Origin of the sequence: Novosphingobium sp. MMS21-SN21R (assembly GCF_031846015.1) — a bacterium.
In the GTDB taxonomy this organism is placed as follows: domain Bacteria; phylum Pseudomonadota; class Alphaproteobacteria; order Sphingomonadales; family Sphingomonadaceae; genus Novosphingobium.
In genome coordinates this window covers 261,137-276,000 of the sequence record NZ_JAVRDU010000001.1, presented here as the reverse complement: position 1 = coordinate 276,000, position 14,864 = coordinate 261,137, and the positions used below count along the sequence as shown (strand labels likewise).

Below are 14,864 nucleotides of genomic sequence, written 5' to 3'. Positions count from 1 at the left end.
TAACACGCGTGTCAGCAGAGTCAAATCCAGCCGGAAAGTTCCCGTCGAACCAGCGTTTCGAGAAGCGCCATGCCTTCCTCGCCCGCGTTGAGGCAGGCGAGTGACGCGAAATGTGTGCCGCCCGCCGCAATGAAATCATCCCTCCCGCGAATGCTGAGTTCTTCCAGCGTTTCGAGGCAGTCAGCCGAGAACCCCGGCGCGGCAATGGCGATACGTTTGGTGCCCTTCTGCCCTTCAGCAACAAGCACGGTGTCGGTGGCAGGCTCCAGCCACTTGGCCTTGCCGAAGCGCGACTGAAAGGTCGTCTCAATCCGCAAGCCGGGGTGGCTCTGCGCAAAGCGTTCGGCCACGAGGCGTGAGGTCTTGCGGCAGTGGCAGTGGTAAGGATCGCCCAGATGCAGTGTGCGCTCGGGCATGCCGTGATAGCTCAGCATCAGCAGTTCGGGCACGAAATCGAGGCCCGCAAGCTGCCGCACCAGATCGGCGTGAAGCGCGCCGATATAGGCCGCATCGTCGTGATAGGGCGGCAGCGTGCGCAGCGCGGGCAAGCGGCGGCGCGCCTTGATCCAGTCGGCCACGGCATCGAGCGCCGAGGCGGTCGTCGCTCCCGAATAGTGCGGATAGAGCGGAGCTATGAGGATGCGCTCGCATCCGGCTTCGAGCAGCGCGTCGAGTTCCTTGTCCATCGCAGGCGACTGGTAGCGCATGGCGTGACGCACGATTGCGGAATCGCCCAGCCGCGCCTGCAGCGCGCGGGCCTGCGCCTTGGTGATCGCGGCCAGCGGCGAGCCGTCCTCGCTCCATACTTGCGCGTAAGCGTGGGCAGACTTCTTCGGGCGGGTATTGAGGATGATCCCTCGCAGGATCGGCTGCCACACCAGCGCCGGAATCTCGACCACGCGCTTGTCGGAAAGGAACTGCTTCAGATAGCGCTTCACCGCACCGGCATCGGGCGCATCGGGCGTGCCGAGGTTGACGAGCAGGACGCCGACCTTGCCGGTGAGAATGGTCGGATGATCAGACGGACGTTCCATCAAAGTCCTTCGGAAATCAGCGGCAGACGGCGGAAACGCGCGCCCGTGGCGGAGAACAGTGCATTCGCGACGGCGGGAGCCACCGCGACCATGCCGATCTCGCCGGGATCGAACGGCTGTTCGTTGCTGTCGGCAAAGGCAATATCGACCTTGGGGCAATCGGCGAGAAGCGGCAGCCCCAGCTGCGAAAAACGGCCCGCCACCGGACGCCCGCTCACATAGCCGCTCGACCCGCCGACCGCGTGGGCAAGGCCGAACATGAGCCCGCCCTCGATCTGCTGGCGCGCGATGTCCATGTTCACGATCCGGCCGATGTCGACATAGGCGCTGAGACGGTCGACCCGCACCACGCCTGCCTCCGACCGCGCCGTTGCGACGACCGCGATCTGGCCCGAGCGCGTCTCGCCAGCGCCCGTAACAACGTCCATGCGGTGGCAGGCAATGCCCTGGCCCGATGCCTCGATGCCGCCGCCCCATTGCGCCAACCTGGCAACCCCAGTCAGGCAGGCGACGAGGCGCGGCTCGCCTTCGAGCATGCCCACACGGAACGACAGCGGCTCACGGCCCGCCAGATGCGCGAGCTCATCAACGAAACTCTCGGTGAAGAACGCTGTGTAACCATGCGCCTGACCGCGAAACCGCGCAGTCGGCAGGCCAAGCGCCACGGGCACATGATCGACCGCCTTTTCGGGAATGCGGTAAAGCGGCATCGCGCCGGCGCAGGCCATCGGATCGCTTCCGTCCTGCAAGTCCAGCGCATCGCGAATGCCCCAGCCATCGAGCAGGCGAGCGCCCGATTCACGCGCCGTCGCAGGCACCGCCAGCCGCGCGCGCCAGCCCAGCACCCGCGTCTTGTCCGGGCTTAGCGCACCATCCAGCTGCGCCGAAAGCGGGGTGCGGGGCATGCCTGCCAGCGATTCCTGCCACCGCGAGTACGTCAGTTGCACCGGCTTGCCGAGCGTTGTCGCAATCGCGGTCACTTCAGCCGCGATCCGCACATCGAGCCGCGCATCAAAGCTGCCGCCTGCGTGAAGCGGATAAACAATCACATCATGTCGCGAGAGTCGTGCCACTTTCGCCGCCGCGCGCCTCGCCCGCTCAGGCGCCTGCGTGGCGATCCACAATTCCAGCTTGCCCTGCCGCATCCGCGCCGTGGCGCTCGCGGTTTCGAGCGGGGCATGGAAGGCAGGCTCCACATCGTAGCGCGCGGACAGGCCGGGTTTGGCGAGCAAGGCATCGGGATCGCCTTCAGCCACACGCCTGACCGGCACGCCCTTGGTCAGCGCCTTGTCGAGCGCGACGATCACGTTCTCGCTGTCGGCAATCGGGCCATCGGCCTTGAAGCGCGGCTCCATCGCGCGGACCGCCTTGTCGGCAGCGTGCCATGTCGTCGCCGCAGCGGCGAGCCAGCGTTTGGCGTGGACCACGCCGACGAGGCCGCGCACCGAGGCTGCTGCCTGCTTGTCGTAGTTCGACAGGACGCTTGCCCCCTGCGGACCGTGCGCAATGGCCGCAAAGACCATGCCGGGCAGGCGGATGTCGCCCGCGAAAGTAAAGCTGCCATCGACTTTGGCCGGCAGATCGAGCCGAGGATGCCGTGCAGCCGCGCCCTCGGGGAACTGGCCCGGGCGCTCGCGGGGTGGCTCGGCGCGCAGCACGGCCGGCTCGGGCGGGTCATAGTCCACCGCGCTATCCAGCAATTCAGCGAACGACAGCCGCTTGTTCTGGTGCGTCACGAAGCTGTCCTTCGTATCGCACTCTTCCCAGCCGATCCCCCACTTGTCGGCGGCAGCTTGCGCCATCATCGCGCGCAGCGCAGCGCCAGCTTCGCGCATGGGCAGTTCGAATGCCGCGAGCGCGGTGCCGTCTGCCGTGACCATCAGCGGTTCGCGTTCGGCGTGGAGGCGCGGGAGCAGGCCCGCCGGGTCATCGCCTAGCGACGCAAACGCTGGCATCCACAGCGGCGCCCAGCGCGCCGACAGCACCGGATCGGCATAAGCCGGGCTGATCGGCGCGGCTTCCACCGCAACCTTTCGCCAGTCCGCGCCCGCCTCGTCCGCAATTATCTGCGCGACCAGCGTGGTGATGCCCTGCCCCATTTCGCAGAAGGGCACCGCCACGGTCAGGACGCATTCGGTTTTGCCGCCGGGCCCTTTGACCTTGCCGACCTTGAGGAAGGAATCGACGACATGCTCGCCCTTGCCCGCCAGTAGCGGCACGGCGTGGCGGCGCGGGATCAGCGGAAACGCGATCAGCAGCGTGCCGCCGATACCTGCTCCCACCAGCAGCCCTCGCCGCGTCAGCCGCATGGCGTCAGCGCTTCGCGTCAAGCCAGGCGAGCACCCCGCTGGCGATAGACAGGAATGCCTCGGCTTGCGGGCTGTCGCCAGCAGCAGGCGGGTTACCCGCGTCGGACTCCCGACGGATAGCCAGATCGAGTGGCACGCGCCCGAGGAAAGGCAGGCCCATCGACTTTGCCGCAGCCTCGGCGCCGCCATGGCCGAAGGGATCGCTTTCCTCGCCGCAGTGCGGGCAGACGTAGCCCGCCATGTTCTCGACCATACCGATCAGCGGCACCTGCCCCTGTTCGAAAAGCCCGATGGCGCGCGTGGCGTCCATCAGCGCCAGATCCTGCGGCGTGGAGACGATCACTGCGCCCGCAGGCTTGTGCTTGGCCAGCATGGTCAGTTGCACGTCGCCGGTGCCGGGCGGCAGGTCCACCACGATGATCTCTGTCTCGCCCCAGTGCGCGTCGATCAACTGGCCCAGCGCATTGCCCGCCATCGGCCCGCGCCACGCAATCGCCTGCCCCGGTTGAACCAGGTGGCCCATCGATAGCATTGGCACGCCGTAAGGGCTCTGCACCGGGATCATCTTGTTGCCTTCGGCCTCGGGGCGGCGGCCTTCGGTGGAGAGCAGGCGCGGCTGCGAAGGACCGTAGATATCGGCATCGACCAGCCCGACCTTGCGCCCGAGACGCGCCATGGCCACAGCGAGGTTGGCAGAAAGGGTGGACTTGCCGACGCCGCCCTTGCCCGATCCCACCGCGATAATCGTGCGCGCCTTGCGCTCAGCAGTCATGCCGAGGCGAATTTCGCCAACGCCTGCCTGCCGCACCGCGTCGCGCACGGCCATTTCCAGCTTGTCGCGATCCAGCCGCTCCAGCCCGCCGACTTCGAGCATCACCGTCGCAACACCGTCGGCCAGTTTCAGCGATTGCAGCCTGTCTCCCGCCGCAGACTGCACCATTTCGCGCAACGATTGTTCAGTAATGCTCAACGCCTGTTCCCTGCCTTGTTGATCCGCGCCTACTAGCAGATGAATTTTGGGGAAAGGACACTGTTTTTCGCGCCAACGCTTCCTATAACAATCTCCATGACTTTACTGGGCGGATGGATCGCACGACAGGGCCGTGAACGCGGCCTTTTCATGACTGGCAAGAAGAGCCCCTGGGGTTCGGGGGGAGGCGACACGCCTCCGAAGTCCGACGGCGGAAAGCCGCAGGGCGATGGACCGACCGAACCGGCTCCGCCTGCAGAAGGCCCGCGCAATCCGTGGCTTCCGCCGCAAGCTGCCGATGCACCGCAAAAGCGCGGCCCCAACATCGAAGACATCTTCCGCGCCCGCAAGGGTGGCGGCGGAGGCGGTGGCGGCGGTAAGGGTCCGACCATGCCTCGCCTGCCGCAGCGTCCCGATGGCAAATCGTGGGCGCCGGTCGGCATCGCGCTGGTTATCGCGATCTGGCTCGGCACGTCGATGGTCCACCGCATCGCGCCGCAGGAAAAGGGTGTCGTCACTACCTTCGGCGCCTATTCGCGCACGCTCGACAACGGCATGGCCGTAACCCTGCCCTGGCCGATCCAGTCGGTCAGCGTTCAGGACGTCACCTCGATCCGCCGTGAATCCATCCCCGAAGGCGATGGCGAAAAGCTGATGCTGACCGGTGACCAGAATCTGGTCGACCTGACCTATCTGGTCCGCTGGAACATCAAGGACCTCAAGCAATACATGTTCCAGCTGGCCGAACCGGACCAGACCGTGCGTGAAGTGGCCGAGGCCGCGATGCGCCAGTCGATTGCGGAAGTCACGCTGAACGACGCGATGGGATCGGGCCGCCAACAGATCGAACAGAACGTGCGCGACCGCATGCAGAAGGTGCTCGACGCCTATCGCTCGGGCGTATCGATTCAGGGCGTCGACATCAAGAAGACCGACCCGCCGACCAAGGTCGTCGACGCATTCAAGGATGTGCTGGCCGCGCAGCAGGACGCGCAAAGCGACATCAATCAGGCGCAGGCCTGGGCGCAGCAGCTCACCGCGCGCGCAGGCGGCGAGGCGACAGCTTTCGACAAGGTCTACGAGCAGTACAAGCTGGCCCCGGAAGTGACCCGCCGCCGCATGTATTATGAAACGATGGAGCGCGTGCTGAGCAAGACCGACAAGGTCATTCTCGAAACCAACAACGTGCAGTCCTATCTGCCGCTGCCCGAGATGAAGCGCACGCAAGTGACCAAGCCAGCCGAGGGAGGCAACTGACATGAGCTTCCTGCAGAACCTCTGGGCCGAACAGAAAGCCGCAATCGTCACTGTCGCAGTCGCGCTTGTCGCCGCAGCGTCATGCGTGAAGGTGGTGGACGAGAAGACTCAGGCCGTAGTCGTCCGGCTTGGCCAGCCCGAACGCGTGGTCAACCGCTTCCGCCCCGACGTGGAATTCGGCCAGACCGGGGCCGGGCTCGTCTGGCGTATTCCGTTCATGGAGCAAGTGGTCGAAGTCGATCGCCGCATTCTCGATCTCGACATGGAGCGCCAGCAGGTGCTCTCGGCTGACCAGCGCCGTCTTGAAGTGGACGCCTTCGCGCGTTTCCGCATCATCGATCCGGTACGCATGGTGCAGACCGCCGGAACGACCGAGCGCGTGGCTGAGCAGCTCCAGCCGATCCTCAATTCCGCACTGCGTCAGGAACTGGGCAAGCGCACGTTCGGTTCGTTGCTGACCGCCGATCGCGGCCGCGCTATGGAGCAGATCCGCGCCGGGCTGGACCGCGAGGCACGCGAATACGGCGCGCAGATCATCGACGTGCGGATCAAGCGCGCCGATCTTCCTGAAGGCTCTCCGCTCGAATCGGCGTTCACCCGCATGGCCACCGCGCGCCAGCAGGAAGCGGCCACGCTGCGTGCGCAGGGCCAGAAGACCGCCCAGATCATCCGCGCGACGGCAGAGGCAACAGCCGCGAAGACATATGCTGACGCCTTCAACAAAGACCCCGCGTTCTACGATTTCTACCGCGCGATGCAGAGCTATGACGCGACTTTCTCGCAGAAGGGATCGAGCACCTCGATCGTGCTTTCGCCCGACAACGAGTATCTCCGGCAGTTCAAGGGCAAGTGAATCGGCCTTTCTGAATGACAAGGAACACAGCCATTCAAAATCCGTTCAGGCAGAACGGCGTGAATCGGCGGCGAAACGATAAAGGCGCTTTTTCGGCGCCATTGTAGACAAAGAGGACCAGGCCACGTGCGATATGCTTACGGTGTGACTTCCGCGCTGCTTCTCGCGGGCAGCGCCCTGACCTTGGTGACCGGCTTTCCGGCAGGCGCGCAAGTTGCGCAGAACGATCAGTCCGAAATGCGGACCGTCGTTCCGCGCGCCGGTGCGCCATCGAGCTTTGCCGATCTGACGCAGCAGTTGCAGCCAGCGGTGGTCAACATCTCCACCCGCCAGCGCGTGAAGGTGCAGAACAACAATCCTTTCGCTGGCACGCCTTTCGGTGATTTGTTCGGCGGCGGTCAGGGCGGGGCAGGCCCCCAGACGCGCGAAGCGCAATCGCTGGGTTCGGGCTTCATCATCTCGGCAGACGGCTATGTGGTGACCAACAACCACGTGATTACCGCTGACGGACAGGGCGAGGTCGAATCGATCACTGTCACCACACCCGATGGCACAGAATATCCGGCCAAGCTGATCGGCAAGGACGCTGCCTCCGACCTCGCCGTTCTCAAGATCAGCTCGCCCAAGGCCTTCCCGTTCGTGAAGTTCGGCGATTCGCGCAAGGCACGTGTTGGCGATTGGGTCATCGCGATCGGCAACCCGTTCGGACTTGGCGGCACGGTGACGCAGGGCATCGTCTCGGCAGTATATCGCAACACCGGCTCGGGCTCGGCCTATGACCGCTACCTGCAAACCGACGCCTCGATCAACCGGGGCAATTCGGGCGGCCCGATGTTCGACATGGCCGGCAACGTCATCGGCATCAACAACGCCATCTTCTCGCCCACCGGTGGCTCGGTCGGCATCGGCTTTGCCATCCCGGCGGAGATCGCATCGCCCATCGTCGACAAGCTGCGCGCCGGGCAGGCGATTGACCGTGGGTATCTGGGCGTGCGCATCCAGCCGCTCTCGGAAGATCTCGCCGCCTCACTGGGCCTGCCCAAGAACCGGGGCGAGTTCATTCAGGCAGTCGAGCCAGCGCAGGCCGCGGCCAAGGCCGGGATTCAGGCGGGAGACGTTGTGGTCAAGGTCGATGGCAAGGACGTCTCGCCCGACCAGACGCTGTCGTTCATCGTCGCCAACACGGCTCCGGGCAAGCGCATCCCGGTCGAGCTTCTCCGCAATGGCCAGCGTCTGACCGTGCAGACCGTGGTCGGCAAGCGCCCGACCGAAGAGGAACTGGCGCAGCAGAGCTTCGACCCCGACGCCCAGCAGGACGACGACAGCTTTGCAGGCCCTGCCAAGCCAGCGCCGCAAGGTCCAAGCGTGTTGCAGACATCGCTTGGCGTGGCCGCCATTCCGCTGACTCCGCAGATCGCCCGCCAGCTTGGCGCGGGAGAGGATGCCAAGGGTGTGGTCATCACCGCAGTCGATGCCTCATCGGATGCAGGCGCCAAGGGCCTGCAGCGCGGCGACATCGTTCTCTCGGCCAACTACGTCAGTGTGACAGCGTTGGCCGATCTGGAGCGCATCGTGCGCACCGCCAAGAGCGAAGGCCGCGAGGCCGTGCTGCTGCGCATCCAGCGCCGCGGTCAGCCTGCCACCTACATGCCCGTGCGCCTGCGCTGATCGCAGAGCCACCTGCACACAGCAAAAGGGCCGCCCCGTAAGGAGCGGCCCTTTTTCGTCAGGTCGAATTAGTAGGTCGATGGCGGATCGCTGGCCGGAAAGCTTTCGTCCGACGCCTGATCGATCTTGTCCCAGCGCTTGGGGTCCGAACGCATGCCTTCTACGCCGGCTGAACGCACCTGGGCGAAGTTCTTGTCGGTCATCTCGCCATCAGCAAAGGCTGCCGGTGACGTTTCGGTTTTCTGTTTCTGGACTGCGCGATAGATCGCATATCCGGCCGCGCCAACGGCGGCCCATTGCAACAGGCTCATGGGTTGTCTCCTATAGGGCCAAGCAAACGCTTCCCTTCGGACCACCAACGATCACCAAGCCATTTGGTTCAAAGCATTTTGCCGCAAAATCAGGGCGCCGGAGCAGGCCTCTGCTGCTGCCGACCCGTGGCGCGGTTGAGGAAATCGTCGTTCGCCGCTTGCGGCACATCCGCAGGCACGCCTTCTGGCGGGCTGTTCGGGTCCTCGATCACGTCACCTTCCGGATCGCGCTGACGGCGTGACGGATCAACCAGATTGCCTTGCTCGTCGACGTAGAAATAGTCGTCGGGGTTGGCTTGCATCGCCTCGTCGTCAGGCTCGAGCTGCCATTGCGGGAGCTTGAGTTCGGTATCGAACTTCTCGACGGGGCGCTTGGCGGTGGCCACCCGCATGAAGGCGGCAAAGGCGCGGGCAGGCGCAGTGCCACCCTGCAGACCGGGCACGGCCTTGGCATCGTCGCGGCCCATCCACACGCCGGTGGTTATGCCGCTGGAAAAGCCGAGGAACCAGCCGTCCTTGTTCGATGAGGTCGTGCCTGTCTTCCCCGCCGTGGGGCGTCCGATCTGCGCCGCGCGGCCCGTGCCGATGTTGACCGCAGTCTGCATCAGATCGGTCATCCCCGCCGCGACATAAGGCGGGACGAGCTGCTGCGAGGCCTCTGCTCGGTGCTGGTACAGCACTTCGCCATCGGTCGTCGTGACCTTGCGGATGCCAAAAGGGGTCACCGACATGCCTTTGGCCTGGACCGAAGCGAAGGCCCGCACCATATCGATCACGCGCACATCTGACGATCCCAGCACCATCGAAGGCAGCGTGTTGATCGGCGTAGTGATGCCGAAGCGCCGCGCCATGTTGGCCACGGTGCCGAAGCCGACCTCGTTGCCAAGCTGCGCGGCCACCGTGTTCTTGGAATAGGCGAAGGCCGTGCGCAGATCGATCTCGCCAGCATAACGCGCGCCATCGTTGCGCGGCGTCCAGCCGTCGATCGTGACCGGCTCGTCAACCACGCGGTCGTCGGGCGTGTAGCCGCCTTCAAGCGCCGAGAGATAGACGAAAAGCTTCCACGCCGAGCCCGGCTGGCGCACGGCGTTGACTGCGCGGTTGTAGTTCGAGGTGACGTAATCGGTGCCGCCGACCATCGCCAGCACCGCGCCATCGCGGTCGAGCGAGACCAGCGCGCCCTGCGCGCCCTTGGGCGCGAACCCGGCGATGGCACTGGTGGCAGCGCGCTGCATGACCGGGTCGAGCGTGGTCCAGACCTCGATCGGCTGGTCGTTCTCGGGCAGGATCAAGTCAAGCTGCGGCAGCGCCCAATCGGTGAAGTAGCGCGCGGAGTTCTGGCTCGCGCGGTCCTCGACCATCTTGACCTTCTTCAGATCGATGTCAGCCGCTTGCTGAGCGGTGATGACGCCGTTTTCCTGCATCGTCTTCAGCACAACGCCGGCACGCCCGACAGCAGCTTCGGCATCGGCGGTGGGCGAATAGCGCGAGGGCGCCTTGACCAGCCCGGCGATGATCGCGGCTTCAGGCAGAGTAATTTCCTCGCCCGCATGACCGAAGAACTTGCGCGCAGCGGAATCGATGCCGTAGGCGCCGCCGCCGAAATAGACCTTGTTGAGATAGAGTTCGAGGACCTGATGCTTCGAGAACTTCTGCTCGAGCGCCAGCGCCAGCACCCATTCGCGCGCCTTGCGCCCGAAAGTCTTGGTGTTGTTGAGAAAGATGTTTCGCGCCAGCTGCTGCGTAATGGTCGAGCCGCCCTGCTTCCAGTATCCGCTCTCCACGCGCACCATGACCGAGCGTACGATGCCGATTGGATCAACGCCCCAATGGCTTTCGAAACGGCGATCCTCGACCGAGATCATCGCGTCCTTCATTGCCTGCGGTATACGCTCGTAAGGCACCCATTTGCCGTAGCTTGGCCCGAGCGTGACGATTTCCGAACCGTCAGCCGCGCGCACAACGATCATCTGGCCGGTCTGGCTCGATTTGAGTTCCTGATAACCCGGTAGTGATCGCGCGGTGACCGCGACTGCAACGACCAGCGCGATCACGCCGAGCAAAGCGAAGCCAGCGCCCCACACGAACAGCCGCCCTGCCCAGCGGCGCAAGGCCGAGGGCTGTCTGGAAGGGGGCGGAGAAGACCGGCCGCCGTCGGGGCGGCGGGGAATGTCCCGTCTGGCCATCAGTCTTTTACCGCTTCCCTCATCTTGGCGCAGGCTTGAACCGTCAGGGCTGCGCGCATTCGCAGCCCATGCATAGGACAATCGTAACGCAGGGTTAACCGCTAATCGTCGGACCCGCGCTCAGGCCCGACGAATGCCGTCAATCCTTCGGCGTGAAATCAAGCGAGGCACTGTTCATGCAATAGCGCAGGCCGGTAGGATTGGGGCCATCCGGGAAGACATGACCGAGATGTCCGTCACAGCGCGCGCAGCGCACTTCGGTACGGACCATGCCGTGGGCAGTATCGCGATGCTCGTCCACAACATCAGCGTCGACGGGTGCATAGAAGCTGGGCCAGCCCGAACCGCTGTCGTACTTGGTGTCAGACATGAACAGCGGCTGCCCGCATCCGGCACAATGATACTCGCCCTCGGCCTTGTTCTTTTCGTAGGCGCCGGTGAACGCGCGCTCGGTGCCGCCCTGACGCAGAACATGATACTGCTCGGGCGACAGGCGTTCGCGCCACTCGGCTTCGGTCAGATTGAGTTTGTCGGGCATGGGGGATCTCCTTTGCCGCCTATATGGTGACGCTCACGCCTGCCTCAATAGTGCGATTTTTCGGCGGGCTTGGCGAGATCGTAGCAGTGGGCGATGTCATACTTCTCGATGCCACCCTTGCCGTCAGCAGCTTCAGCGAGCATGGCATCGCGGCCTTCGGACACAATCCGGTCGGCCTCATCCCCGCTGCGGCCCGCTGCTATCAGCGCCTCGCGTTCGCGCGATGCGAGCACCGAAGCCAATGTCTTCAGGTCGCGCGCCGCTGGAGTCAGGCCTTCACGGGCATGCATATCCTCATAGGCGAGATCCAGAATGGCGGCGCAGCGCCTGAGGTCCGGCACAACAAGCGGTGGCACAGCCGCATCGAGCCGGACAACACAGGGCTTGGTCAAAGCCGACAGCGCAGCATCAGGATCAGCAGCGGTCTGCAGAGCCCGCACTTCGGCGGCGATCAGGTCACGCACGGCCTCACGGCTGATCGCGGCTTCTTGTGTGATCCGCTCGCCGGTGTCCGCAAAAAACTGCTTTCCGCGCACAGCGAGCGGTGGCCAGCCATCCAGCGCATCGCCGCTCGCCTGCTCGGTCGCCACGACCGCAAACGCCGCTGCGCAACGCAGCGCAGCGCGGTGGTTATCGGTCAGGCGGGAGAGGTCAGGCGCAAGTGTCGGCGATGCCGCCTGGAGTGCAGAGGCCGAAATCAAGGCGGCTAGCGAAGCGAAGGCGAGGAAGCGCATTACGCCATGCTAGGGGCAAAAAGGAGCCGCGAACAGACTACTGTTCGCGGCCCTTGAGGATTGGCGCAAGCTCTGCCGGGATGGATGGCATGGCCCGCGCGCTGGAGAACCGCAGAACTGAAATGCAGTCAGGCAGGATTGATCAGTTTGCAGCGGCCTCGTTGCATCGGGCCAGGTCCTCCGCTGCAAGATCACCCTGCGGCGTGGCGAAACGCGCCACCGGTCCGACCTTCTGCACGAGCCGCGCACAGACGATGGCCGGGCGCGAGGTATCGCGCGGGGCGCTGCACTGCGCGCCTTCGCACTTCCACAGCACGCCCTTCTGGATCAGCTTCTGCGCGCCGTCCATCGGGCGGGTCAGCGTGGCTGCATAGAACGGGCCGTTGGCGGCAGCGCGCGCTGGCGCGGCAGTGATCGCGAAGCTTGCAGTCGTGCCGACCAGCGCCAGGATCGCAGGCAGGAGTTGGCGCATCGCGCCCGAACGGTGTGACATCATCATGGTATTTCCCCTGAAATTTTCCCTCTGGGGCCACGGAAACTGAGCGGATCTTGGAGAGGATGCGATTTCCGTTGCGAATCACTACCTATCACTGTAGGTTTTAAGTTGCAACTAGAAACTTAAATAGGGTCGCCAGATGGGCTATGACAGCACCGACATGGAAAAGCTTCGCGAACCCCTGAACGAAATCGCCCAGTGCGGCCTGCCCCTCGCGCTTGAGGCGATGGGCGAACGCTGGTCGTTCATGATCCTGCGCGCCGCCTTCAATGGCGTGCGCCATTTCGAGGATTTCCTCGAAGCCCTCGGTATCGCGCGCAACATTCTTTCCAACCGACTGTCAAGGCTGGTCGAGGTCGGCATTCTCAAGCGTGAACATTGCGCCGATGACCGCCGCCGCATCGAATACAGGCTCACGCCCAAAGGCCTCGACCTGCTGCCCGCGATGCTCGCTTTGCGCCAATGGGGCGAAAAGTGGCAGCTCGGCGTGCCGGCCAACCCGGTGTTGTGCGATGCGCGGGACGGGTTCCCCATCGCTGCCATAGTCATCCACGCACAAGACGGGCGCACACTGACACCCGAAGACCTGATGTGGCGTGAACGCTCCGAGATCGAAGCCGCGCCGGCCAAGCCGAAACTGCGCGAAGCGCGCTGAAAGCTCGAAAAGAAGGGCCGCCGGTTCTCGGCGACCCCTTGAGTTTGGCCCGGACGGGGGACTGGAGGTTCCGCCGGACTAAAGCGTATCGGCGCTCAGCGCGCAGCCAGCGCGGTCGGGCGAATTTCGCCCTTGGCACGGCGTGCATCTGCATAGGCCTTGGCAAAGCACTGGCGACCGGCTTCGACGTCGGCAGCCGAAGCGTCCTTCCGGGTCAATCCGCACACATCCTTGGCAGCATCCTTCAACCGGGCGTCGAGCTGTGCATGTCCTGCATCGGTGGTGAGGTCGAGATCTGCGTACGCAACACTGCGCGTCGCCGCAAAAGCAGGTTGGCTGGCGGAAAGGGCGAGGCCGAAGAGGCCTGCGGCGATCATGGACTTGGAGATCATGGCGTCTTCCTGAATATTTGCCGGAGGGGGCCGGCGGGCTGAATCTGTGCCGGACAGGGCCGGCGGGGGGACTTCATGCGGCGGCCTTGAAGCCAGGGGGTAGTGGACTGTCTGGCCACCGCATGCATTCTCCCTAGGTGAACCGCCCGCGCGAAGCACGCCGCGCTCGACCAGCTTTCCGTAGCGTCCGACCAATGCGGCTTGGCTCCGACGAACGCCTTTTGCAGGTCCACGAACTGCACGTGTGACATTTGCCCGATCACGCCATATCGTCTGCCGACATGCCGATTCTGATCACCTTCCTGCTGGGCGTCGGCAATTTCGCCCTCCACCGCGCCGTCATGGACAGCGGTCACCCGATGCTTGGCCGGATGCCGCGTTTCGTCCACCTGCTCGGCGGGCGCTTCACGATGGTCATGGAGTTCCTGCTGCTGGTTGCCGCCTTGCTGTTCGCGGCAGAAGGCAATGTCAGCGGCCCGATCGCCTATGTGGTCTACTCGGTGCTCAATAGCTTTTCGGCCTGGCTCATCCTTACCGACCGGGTTTGAGGAACCGGAAGCCGGGCCGCCGGTTTGCCTTGAACCATGAACATTTCTCCCCTCTGGCTCGTCACCAACGCCGCAAGCGGCAGCAACAGCGATGCCTCCGTCAATGACCTCGCCGCATCACTCGCTGCGGCAGGCTGCACGCCTGCACGGATTATTCGCTTTCCGGATGATGAATTACCGGACCGCGCCGATCTTGAGGCTGCAGGCGTTGCCACGCTGGCGATCTTTACGGGCGACGGCACGGCGAACAGCGCGGCGTCACGGCTGGAAGGCTGGGACGGGGCCATCCTGATCTTTCCCGGCGGCACGCAGAACCTGCTGTCAAAGGCGCTGCACGGCGATGTGACGACAGAAGCGATCACTGGGTCCCTGGCATCTGGGGCACACCGCCTCGTGCGCCGGAGGGTCGTTCGAACTTCGCAAGGTGCGGGGCTGGTAGAGGTGCTGGTAGGTCCCGGCGCGCTCTGGGCTGATGTGCGCGAGGGCCTGCGGGACTTCAACATCGGCGCTATTGCCGACACGTTCGGCAACGCCATGCGCGAAACGCGCGAAGGACCCGGCGTTGTCCTTGCTGATCCCGAAACAGGAAAGCCCGACGGCTACCGCGCGATCCGGTTCGTCCCCGGAAACGGGAGAATGGAAGCGGACGGCTATGACTTTACCGACCTTGCAGACCTGGCAGCACAAGGTTTCGCCATGTTGGTCAAACGCGATTTCCGCCAAGGCCCTCACGATCACTTAGGTAGCTTCGACAAGGCCATCTGTCGCAGCGAGGCACCCATCGCGCTGATGATCGACGGCGAACGCAGCCAGGGCAGCTTCGAGGAACACTTCGCCTGCGAGGAATTTGCCGTGGACTTCATTGCAACACACCCTGCCGGGGATTGACCCGCAGTGCCTGAACGTCGATCAC

15 protein-coding genes are annotated in these 14,864 nt (G+C 64.5%); 6 read left to right on the top strand and 9 right to left on the bottom strand.

Annotated elements, in window-relative coordinates:
- Positions 1-20 precede the first annotated feature (20 nt).
- The 3 genes from hemH to RM192_RS01330 are packed head-to-tail and all read right to left on the bottom strand — an operon-like array spanning position 21 to position 4,115.
- On the bottom strand, positions 21-1,034 hold the full coding sequence (gene hemH / locus RM192_RS01340; protein WP_311505727.1) for a ferrochelatase: 1,014 nt from the start codon (positions 1,032-1,034) through the stop codon (positions 21-23).
- Complete coding sequence (locus RM192_RS01335) at positions 1,034-3,343, bottom strand: molybdopterin cofactor-binding domain-containing protein (protein WP_311505726.1); 2,310 nt, start codon at positions 3,341-3,343, stop codon at positions 1,034-1,036. Before RM192_RS01335 ends, hemH begins: the two co-directional genes overlap by 1 nt.
- 4 nt (positions 3,344-3,347) lie before the next feature.
- Positions 3,348-4,115: an Mrp/NBP35 family ATP-binding protein gene (locus RM192_RS01330; protein ID WP_409233817.1), complete on the bottom strand. Its 768-nt coding sequence runs from the start codon at positions 4,113-4,115 to the stop codon at positions 3,348-3,350.
- Between the two features lie 348 nt (positions 4,116-4,463).
- Here RM192_RS01330 and hflK point away from each other — a divergent pair, with 348 nt between their 5' ends.
- The 3 genes from hflK to RM192_RS01315 all read left to right on the top strand — a co-directional run bounded on the left by hflK (position 4,464) and on the right by RM192_RS01315 (position 8,091).
- The gene (gene hflK / locus RM192_RS01325) at positions 4,464-5,570 is read left to right on the top strand and encodes an FtsH protease activity modulator HflK (protein WP_311505725.1); all 1,107 of its coding nucleotides are present in this window, start codon (positions 4,464-4,466) and stop codon (positions 5,568-5,570) included.
- Between the two features lies 1 nt (position 5,571).
- Positions 5,572-6,423: a protease modulator HflC gene (locus tag RM192_RS01320; protein WP_311505724.1), complete on the top strand. Its 852-nt coding sequence runs from the start codon at positions 5,572-5,574 to the stop codon at positions 6,421-6,423.
- Positions 6,424-6,549: 126 nt separating this feature from the next.
- Positions 6,550-8,091, top strand: a complete 1,542-nt coding sequence (locus tag RM192_RS01315; RefSeq protein ID WP_311505723.1) for a Do family serine endopeptidase — start codon at positions 6,550-6,552, stop codon at positions 8,089-8,091.
- 68 nt (positions 8,092-8,159) lie between these two features.
- On the opposite strand, the gene RM192_RS01310 is transcribed toward RM192_RS01315, so the two are convergent.
- The 5 genes from RM192_RS01310 to RM192_RS01290 all read right to left on the bottom strand — a co-directional run bounded on the left by RM192_RS01310 (position 8,160) and on the right by RM192_RS01290 (position 12,359).
- Positions 8,160-8,402 carry a hypothetical protein gene (locus RM192_RS01310; RefSeq protein WP_311505722.1) on the bottom strand — a complete coding sequence of 81 codons (243 nt, stop codon included), beginning with the start codon at positions 8,400-8,402 and terminating at the stop codon, positions 8,160-8,162.
- 89 nt (positions 8,403-8,491) lie between these two features.
- Entirely contained in the window at positions 8,492-10,588 is a 2,097-nt protein-coding gene (locus RM192_RS01305; RefSeq protein ID WP_311505721.1) for a PBP1A family penicillin-binding protein, read from the bottom strand.
- 139 nt (positions 10,589-10,727) lie between these two features.
- Positions 10,728-11,126: a peptide-methionine (R)-S-oxide reductase MsrB gene (msrB, locus tag RM192_RS01300; RefSeq protein ID WP_311505720.1), complete on the bottom strand. Its 399-nt coding sequence runs from the start codon at positions 11,124-11,126 to the stop codon at positions 10,728-10,730.
- Between the two features lie 44 nt (positions 11,127-11,170).
- Entirely contained in the window at positions 11,171-11,860 is a 690-nt protein-coding gene (locus RM192_RS01295) for a hypothetical protein (RefSeq protein WP_311505719.1), read from the bottom strand.
- A 142-nt stretch (positions 11,861-12,002) separates the two neighbouring features.
- Positions 12,003-12,359, bottom strand: coding sequence for a CC_3452 family protein (locus tag RM192_RS01290; RefSeq protein ID WP_311505718.1), 357 nt, complete (start codon positions 12,357-12,359; stop codon positions 12,003-12,005).
- 157 nt (positions 12,360-12,516) lie between these two features.
- Between RM192_RS01290 and RM192_RS01285 the strand changes: the two genes are divergently transcribed.
- Entirely contained in the window at positions 12,517-13,011 is a 495-nt protein-coding gene (locus RM192_RS01285) for a helix-turn-helix domain-containing protein (RefSeq protein ID WP_311508540.1), read from the top strand.
- 95 nt (positions 13,012-13,106) lie between these two features.
- Here RM192_RS01285 and RM192_RS01280 read toward each other — a convergent pair whose 3' ends face one another.
- Positions 13,107-13,403 carry a UrcA family protein gene (locus RM192_RS01280; RefSeq protein ID WP_311505717.1) on the bottom strand — a complete coding sequence of 99 codons (297 nt, stop codon included), beginning with the start codon at positions 13,401-13,403 and terminating at the stop codon, positions 13,107-13,109.
- 281 nt (positions 13,404-13,684) lie between these two features.
- Between RM192_RS01280 and RM192_RS01275 the strand changes: the two genes are divergently transcribed.
- Positions 13,685-13,951 carry a hypothetical protein gene (locus RM192_RS01275; protein WP_311505716.1) on the top strand — a complete coding sequence of 89 codons (267 nt, stop codon included), beginning with the start codon at positions 13,685-13,687 and terminating at the stop codon, positions 13,949-13,951.
- Between the two features lie 36 nt (positions 13,952-13,987).
- A complete protein-coding gene (locus RM192_RS01270; protein ID WP_311505715.1) occupies positions 13,988-14,839 on the top strand; it encodes a diacylglycerol kinase family protein in 852 nt (283 codons plus the stop codon).
- Positions 14,840-14,864: the final 25 nt, after the last annotated feature.